General features: G+C 36.5%; 17 protein-coding genes. 9 read left to right on the forward strand and 8 right to left on the reverse strand.

All coding sequences use genetic code 11. The features are described 5' to 3' along the window. The first annotated feature begins 319 nt into the window (after positions 1-319). Genes aspS through Q4566_RS12770 form a run of 3 tightly spaced genes read left to right on the forward strand, consistent with a single transcriptional unit; the run spans position 320 to position 4,169 of the window. Positions 320-2,074 (forward strand): aspartate--tRNA ligase, encoded by a 1,755-nt coding sequence (aspS, locus tag Q4566_RS12760; protein WP_303421751.1) that lies wholly within the window; start codon positions 320-322, stop codon positions 2,072-2,074. Between the two features lie 45 nt (positions 2,075-2,119). Beyond that, complete coding sequence (locus tag Q4566_RS12765) at positions 2,120-3,913, forward strand: chloride channel protein (protein ID WP_303421753.1); 1,794 nt, start codon at positions 2,120-2,122, stop codon at positions 3,911-3,913. 22 nt (positions 3,914-3,935) lie between these two features. Next, complete coding sequence (locus Q4566_RS12770) at positions 3,936-4,169, forward strand: hypothetical protein (RefSeq protein ID WP_303421755.1); 234 nt, start codon at positions 3,936-3,938, stop codon at positions 4,167-4,169. Positions 4,170-4,646: 477 nt separating this feature from the next. On the opposite strand, the gene Q4566_RS12775 is transcribed toward Q4566_RS12770, so the two are convergent. Both Q4566_RS12775 and Q4566_RS12780 read right to left on the reverse strand, forming a co-directional pair. Next, on the reverse strand, positions 4,647-5,096 hold the full coding sequence (locus Q4566_RS12775; protein ID WP_303421757.1) for a nucleoside deaminase: 450 nt from the start codon (positions 5,094-5,096) through the stop codon (positions 4,647-4,649). 283 nt (positions 5,097-5,379) lie between these two features. After that, positions 5,380-5,502 carry a hypothetical protein gene (locus Q4566_RS12780; protein WP_303421759.1) on the reverse strand — a complete coding sequence of 41 codons (123 nt, stop codon included), beginning with the start codon at positions 5,500-5,502 and terminating at the stop codon, positions 5,380-5,382. 34 nt (positions 5,503-5,536) lie between these two features. On the opposite strand from Q4566_RS12780, the gene dxs reads away from it, so the two are divergent. Further along, entirely contained in the window at positions 5,537-7,306 is a 1,770-nt protein-coding gene (gene dxs / locus Q4566_RS12785) for a 1-deoxy-D-xylulose-5-phosphate synthase (RefSeq protein ID WP_408056951.1), read from the forward strand. A 56-nt stretch (positions 7,307-7,362) separates the two neighbouring features. Here the strand turns inward: dxs and Q4566_RS12790 are convergent, their stop codons facing one another. From Q4566_RS12790 to Q4566_RS12805, 4 genes are all read right to left on the reverse strand, one after another. Further along, entirely contained in the window at positions 7,363-7,671 is a 309-nt protein-coding gene (locus Q4566_RS12790; protein WP_303421764.1) for a type II toxin-antitoxin system RelE/ParE family toxin, read from the reverse strand. Continuing rightward, positions 7,671-7,889 carry an addiction module protein gene (locus Q4566_RS12795; protein ID WP_303421766.1) on the reverse strand — a complete coding sequence of 73 codons (219 nt, stop codon included), beginning with the start codon at positions 7,887-7,889 and terminating at the stop codon, positions 7,671-7,673. Before Q4566_RS12795 ends, Q4566_RS12790 begins: the two co-directional genes overlap by 1 nt. Before the next feature lie 200 nt (positions 7,890-8,089). Next, positions 8,090-9,190 (reverse strand): biotin synthase BioB, encoded by a 1,101-nt coding sequence (gene bioB, locus Q4566_RS12800; RefSeq protein ID WP_303421768.1) that lies wholly within the window; start codon positions 9,188-9,190, stop codon positions 8,090-8,092. A 52-nt stretch (positions 9,191-9,242) separates the two neighbouring features. Further along, entirely contained in the window at positions 9,243-10,409 is a 1,167-nt protein-coding gene (locus Q4566_RS12805; RefSeq protein ID WP_303421770.1) for a beta-ketoacyl synthase N-terminal-like domain-containing protein, read from the reverse strand. Positions 10,410-10,750: 341 nt separating this feature from the next. Between Q4566_RS12805 and Q4566_RS12810 the strand changes: the two genes are divergently transcribed. The 5 genes from Q4566_RS12810 (at position 10,751) to Q4566_RS12830 (ending at position 15,206) form a co-directional block, all read left to right on the forward strand. Beyond that, complete coding sequence (locus Q4566_RS12810) at positions 10,751-11,380, forward strand: SDR family oxidoreductase (protein WP_303421772.1); 630 nt, start codon at positions 10,751-10,753, stop codon at positions 11,378-11,380. A gap of 18 nt (positions 11,381-11,398) precedes the next feature. After that, entirely contained in the window at positions 11,399-12,547 is a 1,149-nt protein-coding gene (egtB, locus tag Q4566_RS12815; protein WP_303421774.1) for an ergothioneine biosynthesis protein EgtB, read from the forward strand. 2 nt (positions 12,548-12,549) lie between these two features. Next, the gene (locus Q4566_RS12820) at positions 12,550-13,497 is read left to right on the forward strand and encodes an L-histidine N(alpha)-methyltransferase (protein WP_303421776.1); all 948 of its coding nucleotides are present in this window, start codon (positions 12,550-12,552) and stop codon (positions 13,495-13,497) included. 65 nt (positions 13,498-13,562) lie between these two features. After that, a complete protein-coding gene (locus Q4566_RS12825) occupies positions 13,563-14,228 on the forward strand; it encodes an aspartate/glutamate racemase family protein (protein WP_303421778.1) in 666 nt (221 codons plus the stop codon). A gap of 189 nt (positions 14,229-14,417) precedes the next feature. Beyond that, complete coding sequence (locus Q4566_RS12830) at positions 14,418-15,206, forward strand: tryptophan-rich sensory protein (protein WP_303421780.1); 789 nt, start codon at positions 14,418-14,420, stop codon at positions 15,204-15,206. Between the two features lie 261 nt (positions 15,207-15,467). On the opposite strand, the gene Q4566_RS12835 is transcribed toward Q4566_RS12830, so the two are convergent. Next, positions 15,468-15,770: a hypothetical protein gene (locus Q4566_RS12835; RefSeq protein ID WP_303421782.1), complete on the reverse strand. Its 303-nt coding sequence runs from the start codon at positions 15,768-15,770 to the stop codon at positions 15,468-15,470. A 19-nt stretch (positions 15,771-15,789) separates the two neighbouring features. Beyond that, positions 15,790-17,175: an NAD-dependent succinate-semialdehyde dehydrogenase gene (locus Q4566_RS12840; RefSeq protein WP_303421784.1), complete on the reverse strand. Its 1,386-nt coding sequence runs from the start codon at positions 17,173-17,175 to the stop codon at positions 15,790-15,792. Between the last annotated feature and the right edge of the window lie 126 nt (positions 17,176-17,301).

Consider the following 17,301-nt stretch of genomic DNA (forward strand, 5'->3'; position numbering starts at 1 on the left):
CTGAGAACCTCTGCGAAACCTCTGTGTATCTCTGCGTAACAGCTATAAAAATCTATTTTTAACAACGCTAGCGCTCGTTTTTAACGAGTGCCGTCATGAGTAAGAAAAGACAAGAGTCTATATTTTAAAGACAGTACTATGGAAGTCCGAGTTACAAACTCGAACTAGCGCAGTAGCGAGATTTTTTTCGCTAGTGAGAATTCTTATTCATTCTGCCCGAAACCAACTTATTCAACAGAAAAACAAGAATTAGGAATGATCCAAATAAGTCCTAAATAATTGATATAACTTCACTAAATTTGCACCTCAATTTTTCATTATGTACAGAAGTCATAACTGCGGTGAATTAAGGGCCGCACATATAAATACAGAAGTTACTTTAGCTGGATGGGTTCAAAAATCTAGAGACAAAGGGTTTATCGTTTGGGTTGATTTAAGAGACCGTTACGGGATTACCCAATTGGTTTTCGATGAAGAACGTACTTCTAAAACCCTAATTGAGCAAGCACAACACTTAGGTCGTGAGTTTGTCATTCAGGTTAAAGGAACCGTTATCGAACGTGCTTCAAAAAATGCTAATATTCCAACTGGTGATATCGAGCTTTTAGTTACTGAATTAAACATTCTTAACGAATCGAAATTGCCACCGTTTACTATCGAAGACAAAACCGATGGTGGTGAAGATATTAGAATGAAATATCGTTATTTAGATATTAGAAGAAATCCTGTAAAAAACAGCTTGATCTTCCGTCATAAAGTCACTCAAGAGGTTAGAAATTATTTATCTAACGCGGGCTTTATTGAAGTTGAAACCCCATACTTAATCAAATCAACACCTGAAGGGGCTCGTGATTTCGTGGTGCCTTCAAGAATGAATGCCGGACAATTTTATGCCTTACCACAATCACCACAAACCTTTAAGCAATTGCTTATGGTAGGTGGCATGGATAAATATTTCCAAATTGTAAAATGCTTTAGAGATGAAGATTTACGTGCCGATAGACAACCAGAATTCACACAAATTGACTGTGAAATGGCTTTTATCGACCAAGAAGATATTTTAAATGCTTTTGAAGGGTTAACACGTCACTTACTTAAAGAAGTGAATGGTGTTGAAGTTGAAAAATTCCCGAGAATGCTTTACGACGATGCCATGCGTTTATACGGAAACGACAAACCAGACATTCGTTTTGGTATGGAGTTTGGCGAATTAAACGAAGTAGCGCAACATAAAGATTTTGGTGTTTTCAATAATGCTGAATTGGTTGTTGGTATCGCTGTTCCTGGCGGAAATAGTTTCACAAGAAAAGAAATTGACAAATTAATTTCATGGGTTAAGCGTCCGCAAGTAGGTGCTTTAGGCATGGTGTATTCACGTTGTAATGATGATGGTTCATTTAAATCTTCAGTAGATAAATTCTACGATCAAGACGATTTAGCAAAATGGGCAGAAGCAACCAACGCTAAGCCAGGTGATTTAGTTTGTATCCTTTCAGGAGATAAAAACAAAGTACGTGCACAATTAAGTGCTTTACGTATGGAATTAGCAGAGCAATTAGGTTTACGTAAGCCTGACGAATTTGCACCACTATGGGTGATGGACTTCCCGTTATTAGAGTGGGATGAAGATACTGAACGTTACCACGCCATGCACCACCCATTCACCTCGCCTAAACCAGGACAATTAGAATTACTTAAAACAGATCCAGGTGCTGTAAAAGCCAACGCCTACGATTTAGTATTGAATGGTAATGAAATTGGTGGAGGTTCTATTAGAATTCACGATAAAGAAACCCAGTCTTTAATGTTTGATTATTTAGGATTCACGCCTGAAGAAGCTAAAGCACAATTCGGTTTCCTTATGGATGCTTTCCAATATGGGGCACCGCCACACGGAGGTTTAGCTTTCGGACTAGACAGATTGGTTGCTATTTTAGGCGGACAAGAAACAATTCGAGATTTTATCGCTTTCCCTAAAAACAATTCGGGACGCGATGTGATGATTGATGCACCTGCTGCCATTGACGATGAGCAACTCACAGAACTCAGTTTAAAACTAAATTTAAAATCATAACTTTATAAAATCCTGCTTCTTGCAGGATTTTTTGTAGATTTAATCATGCCAAAAAGAACTCTTTTTAAACGCTTCCTTATTTGGAGGGCGAAACATATTTCCCATAAACAGTTTGTTTATATTTTAAGCGTAGTCATTGGGTTTGCGGCAGGAATGGGTGCGGTAGTTTTAAAAAACCTCACGCACTATATTCAAAGTTTATTAGAAGGCAAACTGATTGAGCAGTACCATCATGCTTTCTATTTTTTGTTTCCTATTTTAGGGCTTAGTATCGTGTTCCTGATCATGAAATATGTGATTCGCCACAAAGTAAGTCACGGTATTCCATCAACTTTACTCGCCATTTCAAAGCGAAAAGGCATCATGAAACGTTACCAAATGTTTGGGTCTATTTTAACCGCACCAATTACGGTTGGTTTTGGAGGTTCGGTTGGTTTGGAAGGCCCAACCGTGGCAACAGGAGCTGCTCTTGGTTCAAATATTTCGCGAATGTTTCACATGAACCAAACCACCAGAACACTACTTATTGGATGTGCTGCTGCAGGTGCTATGAGTTCGATTTTTAAAGCGCCCATTGCCGCTATTATTTTTGCCATTGAAGTGTTTAGTTTAGATCTTACCATTGCTTCCATGTTACCGCTTTTATTAGCATCTCTATCAGCGATTCTAACCTCTTATTTTTTCTTCGGAAATGATGTCATTCTACCCTTTAGAATTGAAGATAAATTTTATATTTCTGATGCACCATTCTACATGCTTTTAGGTGTTATAGCTGCTTTTGTATCTATTTATTTCACCGAAGTTTACGATCGCATCCAGAAGCTTTTCGATAAATTAGAATCACCAATCAAGAAACTCATTGTTGGTGGTGTTGGTATTGGTGTTCTTGTGTTTTTAATTCCGCCATTATATGGTGAGGGTTTCGATGTAATAAATAACCTAATTGTTGGAAACCCTGAAAAAGCCTTAGAAACGAATTTATTTAGCTTAGACTTAAACAACATTTGGTATGTAATTTTATTACTAATCGGACTCTTACTTTTTAAAATTGTGGCTAGTGCCTTAACTTTTGGAGCTGGCGGTGTTGGTGGTATTTTTGCACCTGTGCTTTTCATGGGAAGCATTATGGGCTTTTGCATGTCTAAAATTGTAAACCATTGTGGTTTATTTAGTCGCACCATTTCCGAGAGTAATTTTACCCTAGTTGGGATGGCAGGTTTACTCGCAGGTGTTTTACACGCGCCACTAACCGCGATTTTCCTTATTGCTGAACTTACGGGAGGTTATGAGCTTTTTATCCCGCTTATGCTTACCGCAACCATATCCTTTGGCATTACAAAATACTTCAAACCTCATTCTGTTTACACCATGGAATTAGGAAGAAAAGGAGAACTTATTACACACGATAAAGACCATGCGGTTTTAACGCTCATGGACATTAATAAAGTTATTGAAACCAATTTTATTGCTATTAACCCAGAAATGAATTTGGAAGAAATGATTAACAAGGCCGTAATCAAATCGAAACGAAACATCTTCCCTGTAGTCCATAAAGAAACAAAAAAACTAAAAGGTATAATATTATTAGATGATTTACGTCCTATTATGTTCGACCGTTCATTATACAAGGAAGTTCATGCCACACATATCATGCAAAAACCACCAGCAGTCATTCTGCTAGACCAAGATAAAATGACCGATATCATGCAAAAATTTCAAGACAGTAGCGCCTGGAATTTACCTGTAACTAAAAACGGTGTTTATTATGGTTTTATCTCAAAATCTAAATTACTAACAGCATATCGTCGTCAGCTAATAAGCTTACAAGTTGATTCTTAAAATGTATCACTAGAATTATCCTATGAAATACCTCTTACTCATATTAACCATCGCCGTGTTCACCAGCATCGTTCTAGGCTTTGTATTAGACGTCGATTACACCGAAAAATTGATTGGTTTTGGTGTTGCAGGTCTATTTTTTATTGTATTTCCGCTTTTTTCATACATCCATTGGAAGGACAAAAAAGTAGAAGATTACATGCTCACCAAAGAGAATTTGGATAAAATGCGTGAAAACCAAAAACGCAAGAAATAGGTTTTTCTAGCTGTGACGCAGAGATTCACAAAAATCATAGACACAGATTTCACAGATTAGCACAGATTAGCACAGATTAAAGCACGTGAAATCTGTATGATTTGTATTTAAAAATTACAACGTAATCATCAGAACACTCCCCTAAGTAGTAATCTCAAAAAAAATCTGTGTAAATCCGTGAAATCTCTGTCTAGAAAATTTAGCGTAAGAGTCAGCACGCTAGTTCGAGTTTCTAGCCCGGACTTCCATTCTTGACGGCACTCGTTAAAAACGAGCGCTAGCATAGTAAATACTTGTCTAAAAAGAGCTCTGTGAATCTCCGTGTAATCTCAGCGAAACTCTGTGTAATAATTTCTCGCAAAGGTACGAAGTCCCAAAGATGTATTGCTCAAAAAAAATCAGTGGAATCTGTGTCTAAAAAATATAGCGCATGAGTAAGCCTCCAAAAACCACCAACTAACATCCATTAACCAATATCTAATTCAAGCCACGACGCTCAATAAAAAAGCGTTTCATCAAATTACCTGATTCTTCCGCTAACACACCACCTTCAATAACCGTTTTAGGATGTAATTTGGTGTTCAAATGAATGCAACCACGCTCTAAATCTCTCGCACCATAAACAATTTTAGAAATCTGACTCCAATACAAAGCCCCGGCACACATTTGGCAAGGCTCCAAAGTCACATAAAGCGTACAATTTTGAAGATATTTTCCGCCTAAAAAATTTGCTGCTGCGGTAATGGCTTGCATTTCAGCATGAGCAGTCACATCGTTGAGCATTTCAGTTAAATTATGTCCTCGTGCTATCACTTTATTATCAATAACAATAACAGCCCCAACTGGAATTTCTCCCTTTTCAAAAGCAGTTTCAGCTTCTTGAAGGGCTTTTTTCATAAAATAAGTATCATCAAAAGGTTCTAACATAATAAGCGCTTAGGTTTTCAAAATTACAATTTCAAAAATGTTTAATACCAATTTAATTGTATAATGTCGTATTCTTAATTTGAATTATTTTTTGTTCAGATGAAATAGAAAATACAAGTACAGCCTTAGCTACGGTTTTATTTTATATTGAAATATGGGCAAAAAAGAAACTACTTGTATGCGACATTATATGGTTAAAATGGCATAACCCAATAAATTTACTATAACAAAAAAGGTCTGTGAAAATTCATTCACAGACCTTAAAAATCATCCATTTTTGATATTATTGGACTCTTGTAAAAACATCGGTCCAAGCTTCACCATCATCTTCTCCAGAAAGGTGTAATTCATTTTCAAAAACTTCAACATCTAATTCTACTTTTTCATTAGAGAGAAAAGAGCCCAAAAACCACATTATTTAAACTGGAGAATAATAAAATATGTACTTTTGTGCGGTGCAAAATACACTATTACAATCCGTTCATTCTCCAAAAGATTTACGTCTTTTAAATCAAAAAGACTTGCCGCAACTCGCCCAAGAATTACGTGAATTCATCATTAACATTGTAGCGACTAAAGAAGGCCATTTAGGTGCCAGTTTAGGCGTAGTTGAGCTAACTATTGCTTTACATTATGTTTTTAGCACCCCAGAAGACCAATTGATTTGGGATGTTGGCCATCAGGCTTACGGACACAAAATACTCACGCGACGCAAAGACATTTTTCATACCAACCGCCAACTGGGTGGTATTAGCGGATTTCCAAATAGAGCTGAAAGCACTTATGACACCTTTGGAGTGGGTCACGCCTCAACTTCTATTTCAGCAGCTTTAGGCATGGCAATCGCCTCGCGACTTAAAGGTGATTTAGAAAAACAACACATCGCCGTAATTGGAGATGCCAGTATCGCTGGAGGTATGGCTTTTGAAGGTCTAAATCATGCAGGTGTTTCTAAGGCCAATTTGTTAGTTATTCTAAACGATAATGCCATTGGCATCGACCCCAGCGTTGGGGCCTTAAAAATGTACTTAACCAACGTTAAAAAAGGCACCCAAAAACAAGATAATATCTTTGAAGCTCTAAATTTTGACTATTCAGGGCCTATAGACGGCCATGATATGGATGCTGTGATTTCAGAATTGAAACGTTTAAAAACCGTTCAAGGTCCGAAATTTTTACACATCATTACCACCAAAGGCAAAGGCTTAAAGCAAGCTGAAAAAGACCAAGTCAAATACCATGCACCAGGTAAATTTGATGCCAAAACCGGTGACTTAGCTGCAAAATCAACCGAAATACAAGCTCCGAAATATCAGGATGTATTCGGACATACCATTGTCGAATTAGCCGAAAACAACAAAAAAATTGTTGGCATCACTCCTGCGATGCCTACAGGAAGTTCGTTAAAGTATATGATGGAAAGTATGCCCGATCGTGCTTTTGATGTTGGTATTGCCGAACAACACGCTGTAACCTTAGCTGCAGGCATGGCTACACAAGGTTTAATTCCCTTTTGCAACATCTATTCGACTTTTTTACAACGGGCTTACGATCAGATTATTCACGATGTGGCTTTACAAAACTTACCAGTCATTTTCTGTTTAGACCGTGCTGGTTTGGTTGGTGAAGATGGCGCTACGCATCACGGTGTTTACGATTTAAGTTATTTGCGCTGTGTTCCAAACCTCATCATCTGTGCACCAAGAAACGAAATGGAATTGCGAAACATCATGTACACGGCTCAATTAGGTTTAGACCACCCTATTGCGATTCGCTATCCCCGAGGACGTGGAAAAACCATAGATTGGAAACAGCCTTTTTCAAAAATTAATATCGGGGAAGGTGTGCAACTCAAACAGGGTGAAAACATCGCTGTTTTAAGCATAGGAAACATGGCTTATAATGTATCTGATGCCATTGAAGACTTAAACATTTCGCATTACGACATGCGTTTTGTGAAACCATTAGATGAAAAACTACTGCATTACATCTGTAAAAACAACAGTACAATCATCACCATAGAAGACAACAGTATAAACGGTGGTTTCGGATCTGCTGTCTTAGAATTTATGGCACTAAACAATTATAAAAACGATATCAAGATTTTAGGTATTCCCGATGCTTTTATAGAACACGGTAAAGTTACGGAACTGCAAGAATCAATAGGGTTGGATGCTGGGAGTTTGAAGCGTTGTTTTTCTGAATTATAGGGTGATATTCATTAGTTTACTAGGGACTTGTAGCACACTAGCACTAGTCAAAACCGTTATTTATTTACCCTTTTTCTAACAATTTCTGGACTCCTACGCGAATGTAAAACTCCAAAAACAATGACTCTCTCCTTTTCCTTTTCAAATAAATAGAAAATAGCATATGGAAAACGAGTCACTAAAGATTGTCGGAACTCCTTATATTTACACTGATAATGCTGTGGGTATTCTGCTATATAATCAATTTCCTTATTAACTTCTGTTTTAAAAGCTTCTGCTAACTCAGAACTTTTATCAGAATACCATTTTTTAGCTTTTCGTAAATCTACTTGTGCAGCTGGCAGAAACTTAACTTTATAAGGCATTACCAATCATTTTTTACATCTTCCCAATTCAATAAATCTTCAGGAGTGTCTTTATAGCTTTTTAGGCGATTGTTCAATTCTTCTTTTTGTTCTGAAGATATGCCTTGATGTTGTTCTTTCTCCCTTTTTAACACCTGTTCTAAGACGTCAATAATACTTTCTTTATCAATACTAAAGAGTTCCTTTATAAAAAGATATTTTCTTGCTTCTAAATCCATGGCTAAGGAATTGTAACTATAACAAATGTACAATTTATGTTTTAAATATTCTTTTATACAACGAATTAGAACCGGTAATAAACCTATTAACAACTTGAATTTAATCAAGCTATCATCTCAAAGAAACCAAAAAACCCAAATTTGAACGGCGTCAAACTTGGGTTTTATAATTTTTTACGAATGTGTATTATAAAATTCAGCTAATCTTGAGAAGCTTCTTTTCTCACTGTCCTTGCTGCTTCATTACGTTCAATTTTATGCTCTGGGCGTGTCCATCTTGGTTTTTCACCTAAAGCTTCAATTTGTGAATCTTGCGCTTCAACCGTTGCCGGTTGCACTTTTTTAGTGAATGGTTTTTGAGGAATCATTCCTAAAAGCTCAAACATTTTCATGTCTTCGTTCACATCTGGGTTTGGTGTCGTTAATAATTTATCACCCGCAAAAATAGAATTCGCACCCGCAAAGAAACACATCGCCTGCCCTTCTCTAGTCATTTGTGTACGCCCCGCACTTAAACGTACTTGGGTTTCTGGCATCACAATTCTAGTGGTTGCTACCATACGAACCATATCCCAAATTGAAACTGGTTTTTGGTCTTCAAGAGGCGTTCCTTCAACAGCCACTAAGGCGTTTATAGGCGTTGATTCTGGTTGCGGATTTAATGTTGAAAGCGCCACAAGCATGCCTGCACGGTCTTCAATATTTTCTCCCATACCAATAATACCACCACTACAAACGGTAACATTGGTTTTACGCACATTATCAATCGTATCTAAACGGTCTTGATAACCACGTGTTGAAATCACTTCTTTATAATATTCTTCTGAAGAATCTAAGTTATGGTTGTAAGCATATAAACCAGCTTCAGCCAAACGTTTCGCTTGGTTTTCGGTTACCATACCAAGGGTACAACACACTTCCATATCCAGTTTATTAATGGTTCTTACCATTTCTAAAACCTGATCAAATTCTTCGCCATCTTTTACATTACGCCAAGCGGCTCCCATACAAACACGAGAACTCCCTCCAGATTTTGCACGTAAGGCTTGCGCCTTCACTTGCTGCACAGACATTAAATCGTTGCCTTCAATATCGGTGTGGTATCTAGCTGCTTGCGGACAATAGCCACAATCTTCTGAACATCCGCCAGTTTTTATAGATAATAACGTAGAAACCTGAACGGTATTGGGGTCATGATGCAAACGGTGTACCGTTGCTGCCTCATAAAGCAATTCCATGAAAGGTTTATTGTATATCTCTAAAATTTCTTCTTTGGTCCAATTGTGTCTCATCTCACTCATAATAGCCAACGCTTAATTTTGGGTCAAAAATACTAATAATATGGGAATGGTTTTACGATTTACTTATTAAAATGGAAACCGCGTTACCACCAAAGCCTACTGCGTTTACAAGAATATGTTGTATTTTTTTTGGTGGCGTTTGTGTTTTCGCAAACGGAACTGCAATAAATTCTTGTTTTTGAAGCATCAAAACAGCTAACTCAACACTCAAGGCTCCAGAAGCCCCAAAGGTATGTCCGATTTTCCATTTGTTGGTCGTTAGTGCCGGTTGTTTGTTAGTAAAAACTTTTTCAATGGCTTTCACTTCTGAAAGATCGCCTTTTATGGTTCCTGGAGCATGCATCACAATCACATCAACGTCATCGGGATTTAAATCACCCAAGGCCATTTTCATCGATTTCTGAAAACACTGGGCATCACTAGAAATAGAAATGTTATGTTTTAAAATTTCGGTGGCATAACCATAACCACTAATAATAGCTAAAGCGTTATCTTGAATACCAGATTCTAAACAGGCTACTGAAGCCCCTTCACCTAAAACCATGGTATTTTTAGTTTTATCTAAATCGAAAGCACGACAAGGATAATCCGTTTGACCAGGTTCTTGTTGCGCATAAATTTTTAAAGCTTGCATTTGTGCAATCGTAAATGGCGTTAACGGGGCTTCACTACCGCCCACTAAAAATTTATTACACATGCCCGAATTTATCCAAGCTATACCATTTAACATCGCATGCAAAGCTGTAGAACAAGTAATAGAATGGCTTATTTCTGGCCCTTCAGTTTGTAAATCGTGCGCCACCCAAGAAGCAATATTCCCTAAAGTTGTTGTTGGTGAACTTAAGGTTTCGGCCTTATTGGTTTTTAAAAAAGAATCGTAATAGGTTTCAAAAAGTTCGGTGGCACCACGGGATGATCCCAGGTTGATTCCGAAATTATCTGAAGCCTTCCAATTGGCTTGTTTTACCGCTAACCTAGAAGCGTAAATAGCATATAAAACAGAATTATCTAGAGATTTATATTTCTGATCGGATGCTTTTAAAATTTCAATATCCTGTTTAGCCTGTTCAGGGATTTCGGCCACCGTAATGACTTTATCTAAAACGGTTTTTGCAGTGAAACAATGTGTGTTGTTCAAGTAACTTTGCCAAATGTCATCGGGTGTTTTTCCTAAGGAAGAAATAGATGAAATGGCTGTAATTGAAATAGGTTGTTGCATACTTTTTAGTGCTGCTGAATGCATTTCAGCATTTCATATTTTTGTTTAAAAGAAACCTGAATTTTATCAAATTATCTGTCACCGGCAAAAGTACTATTTATGCGTTAGGGATAGAAGCGGCATCCTTTTTAATTTCCTAAAAAATTAAAAAGATATAGCTGAAAGCCCGACCCTTGTGGTAACGCCCAAATTTGAAGATTGTTTTAAAACGCGGCTTAGACTATAAGCTATCTCCCACAATCTTATTGAAAACACACTATCAGACCTAAATGAGTCAATAATAATTGTTTATGAATCACAATAAACAAATTATCAATTGCATTTTTGAAAGAAACGAACAAATGGAAAATATATTAGTAGCCGGTGCAAACGGCACAACTGGAAAAAAAATAGTGAATTTACTTAAAGGTTCTCAATACTTTACCCCAGTAGCGATGGTTAGAAAAGAGGAACAAATAGCCCAGTTTAAAAATGACGGCATTGAAACGGTATTGTGCGATTTAGAGAAAGTGGTTTCACATACCACTATAGGTATTGATAAAGTCATTTTTGCAGCCGGTTCGGGCGGAAAAAAAGTAGTTGAAGTTGATCAAGAAGGTGCCAAAAAATTAATCGATGCTTCTAAAGTAGACGGCATTACAAAATTCGTAATGTTGAGTTCTATGGGAGCCGATAACCCTGAAAAAGCAGAAGATTTACAAGACTACCTTAAAGCCAAACATCATGCCGATGAATATTTAAAAACAAGTGGTCTTAATTATACCATTGTTAGACCAGGCCGATTAACTAACGACAATGGAACCGGTCATATTGACCTTGAAAAAAACCTTAACCGCAGAGGCGCTATAAGCAGAGATGATGTGGCGCAAACCTTAGTGAGATCGTTACACGACGACGCACCTCACGATACTACTTTTGAAATTTTAGAAGGTGAAACGCTTATTGGCAAGGCTTTAAACGTTGTTTCTTAGTACTAAGCTTTTGTGAAAATGAATATATCTGAAAAATATAAAAGCGTAAGAGCCCAAACAATCAATTTTTGCAGTCATTTACAACCTGAAGATTTTGCTATACAAGTTGTGGATTTTGCTAGTCCGGCAAAGTGGCATTTGGCCCATACGACATGGTTTTTTGAAACTTTTATTTTAATTCCGAATGTTGAAAATTACAGCGTTTTTAATTCAAGCTTCAATTTCCTTTTTAATAGCTATTACAACAATGTTGGCGATAGAATGCTTCAAGCTAACCGAGGAAACTTGTCACGCCCAAGTACAACTGAAATTTATGATTATAGAAGTTATGTAGATGAAAATATGCTAAACTTCTTAAAAAACGTGAATGATAAAGCTGTTTTAGACCAAGTTATTCTAGGCTTAAACCACGAACAGCAACATCAGGAATTATTGGTTACAGACGTGAAATACATGTTGGGACATCATCCGCTTTTTCCTGTTTTTCATGAGGATTACAACCTAGTAAACACTTTTAATTCTAATAATGATAGCATAAAAGTAGCGGAAGGTATTTATGATATTGGTTACCAAGGTTATGATTTTTGTTATGACAATGAATTAGGCGTACATCAAGTATATCTTCCAAGCTTCGAAATAAGCAATAACCTAGTAACCAATGGCGAGTATCTTGAATTTATGGAAGCTGGAGGTTATCAAGATTTTAATCTTTGGCTAGATGATGGGTGGTCATGGATCAATTCAAATCAAATAAAAGCTCCAATGTATTGGCATCAAAAAGATGGCGCATGGTTTTATTACACCCTTGCTGGTTTACAGAAAGCAGATAACAATGCCACTCTTTGCCATATCAGTTATTATGAAGCTTGCGCCTATGCTGAATGGAAAGGCATGCGACTTCCCACAGAATTTGAATGGGAAATTGCTTCACATCAATTAGACTGGGGAGAACGTTGGGAGTGGACTAACAGTGCGTATCTGCCCTACCCGAATTTCAAAAAAGAAAAAGGAGCCCTTGGGGAATATAATGGCAAATTTATGTGTAACCGTATGGTGCTTCGCGGTGCTTCAGTAGCAACATCAAAAAATCATAGTAGAAATACCTATCGCAATTTTTTCACACCAAAAGAAAGGTGGCAATATACAGGAATCAGATTAGCAAAATAATTATGAATACGAGCTTTAAAAACGAAGTCCATGAAGGTTTATTGTTAAATCAAAAAGCCCTTCCATCAAAATATTTTTATGATAAAAAAGGCGATGCGCTTTTTGTAGAAATAATGAACTTACCGGAATACTATTTAACACGTAGCGAGTTAGATATTTTTAGAAATAAAACCGAAGATTTAATTCAGTCTTTAGAAGTTAAACCAGGTTCCTATTTTGAACTCATTGAACTAGGACCTGGAGATGGTACAAAAACCAAAGAACTATTAAAGGTTTTAAATCAAAAAAAATACAATTTCGACTACTTTCCTATTGATATTTCGGGCAATGCTTTAACGCTTTTAAAAGAAGATTTAAGTATTAAAATGCCAAATCTAAATGTAAAACCCCAGCAGGGCGATTATTTTGAGATGTTGGCTTGCTTGAAAAAAAGCAAACAACCTAAAATCGTATTATTTTTAGGATCGAGTATTGGAAATTTAGACGATGCGTTGGCTACTAAATTTATCTATAACCTTGGAGCTAATTTACGCGCTGGTGACAAAATTTTATTAGGTGTCGATTTGATTAAAGAACAGCACATTGTCTTGCCTGCTTATAACGACACGCAAGGGGTTACAGCAAAGTTTAATCTTAATCTTTTAGACCGCATAAATAATGAATTAGGTGGTAATTTTGACCTCAACCTATTTGAGCATCAGCCCGAATATGAAGAAAAAGAAGGGGTTGCTAAAAGTTTTATTGTGAGTACCGAAAATCAAATTGTTGAAATAGAAGCCACACAATCTTCATACACCTTTAAAGCAGGTGAAAGAATTCATACCGAGATTTCTAGAAAATATAACGACCAGTTGATTGAAAAAATAATTGCAAATACTGATTTTAGTTTACAGACAAAAATACTAGACAGTAAAGCATATTTCGCAGATTATGTTCTAAAAAGAACCTGAATCACATAATGAACGCCCCACTAAAACTTTAAGAATTAAGAATACTTTTAATAGTAATGTAGGTAATGCTTGAAAAAAATAAACTCGGACTTTTAGGCTTAGGAAACCGTTCAACGCTTTTTTATATAAACGGCTTGAACAGTGTTTTTAATAAAACTACTGGAGGTTATAGTACCTGTCCGTTTACCATGATTAACACTAATTTTGACGCTATTAATTTGCGGTTGCCAGATGTTTCAGAAGCGTTAAGCGAAATCGTTCAAGCTTATATTTCTGAAATTGAAAATATGGGAATTACATATTTATTAGTCCCAAACATCACACTTCACGAAACTATAGATGGACTAAAACATAATTTAACCGTCCTTCACCCTGTTAAAACCTGTATAGCAAAGCTGAAAGAAAACCATTGGAAGCAAGTTGTTTTATTTGGTTCTATGCATACCATGCAATCAGGATATATTCGAAGTCAATTTGCTCAAAATAACATTGAAACACGGCTTCCTGAGAAACAAGACATGTTACTTATTGATCAAGTTAGAACGGCTGTATATGCCGAAACACAAACGGAAACCTTAATAAATGAATACCGCTATATATTGAATAAGTATGCACAAAACCACCCAGTAGTATTAGCTTGCACAGAATTATCAGTTATCGAATCGAATCAAGAAAATGTGATAGATATGGCGCAGTTACAAATTGAAAAGGCAGTCAACACCGTGCTATAAAAACATCTTCCGCCGAAAAAAGTTACTCAGAATATGTTGCTCATTTAGTTTCAAAAACCACGGGCTCGTTTGAATTAAATGAGTCAAAAATAATTGTTTATGAAATACAACTAACTGATTTTCATTTGCATCTTTAGGAAACACAAAAAATATCTCTTATCTATAGATTTATAAACTTAACTCTAGATCATGAATAAAACACTTTCTATACTTAATCTGATATCAGTAGTTGTCGCGGTGGGTATTAATTACGTTTCACAAGCACTTCGATTTAATGACACAACGATTAGTGAAATGAGCAATCATTATGATAATTTGTTTACACCAGCGCCTTATGCATTCTCTATTTGGGGTTTGATATATTTGGGACTTTTTGCGTACGCGGTTTTTCAGATTAGATGTGCTTTTAAAAGCTCAAAATCTAGCGAATTCATTACGCAAACCGGTTATTGGTTTATTATAGCCAATACTCTTAACAGTTTCTGGGTACTTGCCTTTGTATATGATTATATCGGACTCTCGGTGCTACTCATGTTTGGTATCTTGTTTTCTTTAATTCAAATTATTTTGAAAACCAATATGGAACGTTGGGATGCGCCACTTCCTGTAATAGCATTTCTCTGGTGGCCTATTTGTTTATACACGGGTTGGATTAGTGTCGCAACTATTGCTAACATTTCAACCTACCTAACTAAATTAGGCTGGCAAGGCGGTTTTTTATCTGCTGAAAATTGGACCATAATCATGATTATAGTAGCAGCCTTACTCAATATTATTGTGGTTTTCACTAGAAATATGCGTGAATTTGCCATGGTTGGTGTTTGGGCCTTAGTAGCGATATTTATAAGGCATCATGAATCTAACAATATTATTGCGTATACAGCATTAATTGCTTCTATTGCGGTGTTTGCTGTGATTTCATGGCACGGGTACATTAACCGGCACAAAAACCCTATTTTCAAGAAAATCCTTAACTAAAAACTAGTAGCTTTAAAAGCATAAATTAATTTAGAATGGCCTCTATTTATAGTCTTCTGAAGAAATAATTCTGGCTAATCATAGCGTCATCAAAACATAAAAAAGAAGCTGTCTAAAAAGTAAAGTTTTCGTCAACCTGAACTTAATTCAGGTTCTCATAATGATTGGTTATCAAGATGATGCGATTCTGAAATGAATTCAGAATGACGTACTTTAATACTTTTTCTACAGCCTCTTTTTTCTAACGCTCTAAAAAAGCATTTATTTTTCAAAATTATTCTCGAGATGACTATTATCTGAACTTCCTAAACTGTGATGTCTATTTTCTTCATCACTTAAATTTCCGTCAGGCTTAGCTTTAGATTTTGATCTACCAGGAATATCTAAATCTTTACCTTCAAAATCCACTGGTTTTGTTCTATCTTTTAGATATTTATCTTGACCACCATCGGTTCTTAAATGCTTGGTTTTTTCATCTAAGGCCTTCAGATCTTCTTTAGTCACATCTGAATTGTATTGTTTTTTATCTTTTGTATTCTGTTCTTTGTTTTGCTCTGTTTTCATAATTTTAAATTTTAGATTATTATTTACTAAAGATTAAAGATTTTGCATTCACAAACTCTTTAATACCAAATCCACCGTGTTCTCTTCCAAAGCCTGAATCCTTAACGCCGCCGAAGGGCATCACTGGATCGGCAAGACCAAATGAATTTATAAATACCATACCGGTATCAAAATATTTACTAGCAAGTTCTGCGGCCTTCTCTTCATCTTTAGAGAAAATACCACCGCCTAATCCAAATTGGCTATCATTGGCAATTCGCATAGCGTCTTCGGCATCTTTTGCTTTAATTAAAGAGGCAACGGGGCCAAAAAGCTCATCATCATAAGCAGGCTGTCCTGGTGATACCTTATCTAGAACCGTAGCAGGGTAGAAAAACCCATCGCCATCTTTTAGTATTCCACCGCATAAAATTTCAGCGCCATTGGCCACACTTTTTTCGACTTGTTCATGCAAGGTTTCTCGTAAATCTTCTCGTGCAATTGGTCCCAAATCAACATCTTCTGTGGTAGGGTCGCCCATTTTTAAAGCTTCCATGGCTTTGACAAAGGCAGCTTTAAATTTATCATACATGGACTCAACGACAATAAATCTTTTAGCCGCGATACAGGTTTCTCCGTTATTGTAAATACGCCCCATAACCGATTTTTCTACTGCTAATTCTAAATCAGCATCTTCTAAAACAATGTATGCATCGTTACTTCCAAGTTCGAGCACTACTTTTTTGAGTGCGGCACCGGCCTTTTCAGCTATACCTCTCCCCGCCTCTGAGCTTCCTGTTAAGGTAACTCCTCGAACTCGGTCATGTTTGATAACTGTATCAGACTGGTCGTGACTAATAATTAGTGCTTGAAATAAATGTTCAGGCAAACCAGCCTCGTTAAATATTTTCTCTAAGACTTGTCCGCAACCCGTAACATTTGAAGCGTGCTTTAATAACACAGCATTACCAGCCATTAAACTGGCAATGGCATATCTTACCACTTGATAGGCTGGGTAATTCCACGGCTGAATCCCGTAAACAATACCAATAGGCTGATAGGTTATGATGCCTTTTCCTCCATTGACGAGCTCACGTTTTTCATCTTGTAAGTCTTCCAGCCCTATATCTGCAGTATATTCACATATAGCTGCACATAAATCTATTTCTTGATGACTTTGAGACAGAAGTTTCCCCATTTCTTCAGTCATTAATGCGGCTAATGCCTCTTTGTGCTTTTTTAAATTTTCACCAATAGCTTTTATGATTTTTGCTCGTTCGTCTAAACTTTTGTGACGCCAATCTAAAAATGCCGTATGACTGTTTTGAATTTTCTGTTCCAAGGTTTCATTAGAGAGGTAATCATAAGAAGTAATCTCTTTTCCTGAAGTTGGGTTTATAGTGGTGATTTTATTATTTAATGACATACTATCTATCTTTTAATTCATCACAATATCTTGTTTATTATCAAGAATCGTTGATGCAATCAAATGATAGATTAACCTATACCATGAGAACAGAAGCGTTTAATGAAGTATACACGCTATTACTAC

The organism is Tamlana sp. 2_MG-2023, from assembly GCF_030548465.1.
In the GTDB taxonomy this organism is placed as follows: domain Bacteria; phylum Bacteroidota; class Bacteroidia; order Flavobacteriales; family Flavobacteriaceae; genus Pseudotamlana.

Excerpts from the sequence above, each read along its gene's own strand:
- Q4566_RS12825 (WP_303421778.1), top strand. The coding sequence starts at position 13,563 with ATGCTTGAAAAAAATAAACTCGGACTTTTAGGCTTAGGAAACCGTTCA.
- Q4566_RS12790 (WP_303421764.1), bottom strand. The coding sequence starts at position 7,671 with ATGCCTTATAAAGTTAAGTTTCTGCCAGCTGCACAAGTAGATTTACGA.
- Q4566_RS12765 (WP_303421753.1), top strand. The coding sequence starts at position 2,120 with ATGCCAAAAAGAACTCTTTTTAAACGCTTCCTTATTTGGAGGGCGAAA.
- Q4566_RS12770 (WP_303421755.1), top strand. The coding sequence starts at position 3,936 with ATGAAATACCTCTTACTCATATTAACCATCGCCGTGTTCACCAGCATC.
- bioB (WP_303421768.1), bottom strand. The coding sequence starts at position 9,190 with ATGAGTGAGATGAGACACAATTGGACCAAAGAAGAAATTTTAGAGATA.
- Q4566_RS12840 (WP_303421784.1), bottom strand. The coding sequence starts at position 17,175 with ATGTCATTAAATAATAAAATCACCACTATAAACCCAACTTCAGGAAAA.
- Q4566_RS12805 (WP_303421770.1), bottom strand. The coding sequence starts at position 10,409 with ATGCAACAACCTATTTCAATTACAGCCATTTCATCTATTTCTTCCTTA.
- Q4566_RS12810 (WP_303421772.1), top strand. The coding sequence starts at position 10,751 with ATGGAAAATATATTAGTAGCCGGTGCAAACGGCACAACTGGAAAAAAA.
- Q4566_RS12775 (WP_303421757.1), bottom strand. The coding sequence starts at position 5,096 with ATGTTAGAACCTTTTGATGATACTTATTTTATGAAAAAAGCCCTTCAA.
- Q4566_RS12795 (WP_303421766.1), bottom strand. The coding sequence starts at position 7,889 with ATGGATTTAGAAGCAAGAAAATATCTTTTTATAAAGGAACTCTTTAGT.
- Q4566_RS12830 (WP_303421780.1), top strand. The coding sequence starts at position 14,418 with ATGAATAAAACACTTTCTATACTTAATCTGATATCAGTAGTTGTCGCG.
- egtB (WP_303421774.1), top strand. The coding sequence starts at position 11,399 with ATGAATATATCTGAAAAATATAAAAGCGTAAGAGCCCAAACAATCAAT.
- Q4566_RS12820 (WP_303421776.1), top strand. The coding sequence starts at position 12,550 with ATGAATACGAGCTTTAAAAACGAAGTCCATGAAGGTTTATTGTTAAAT.
- Q4566_RS12835 (WP_303421782.1), bottom strand. The coding sequence starts at position 15,770 with ATGAAAACAGAGCAAAACAAAGAACAGAATACAAAAGATAAAAAACAA.
- aspS (WP_303421751.1), top strand. The coding sequence starts at position 320 with ATGTACAGAAGTCATAACTGCGGTGAATTAAGGGCCGCACATATAAAT.
- dxs (WP_408056951.1), top strand. The coding sequence starts at position 5,537 with ATGTACTTTTGTGCGGTGCAAAATACACTATTACAATCCGTTCATTCT.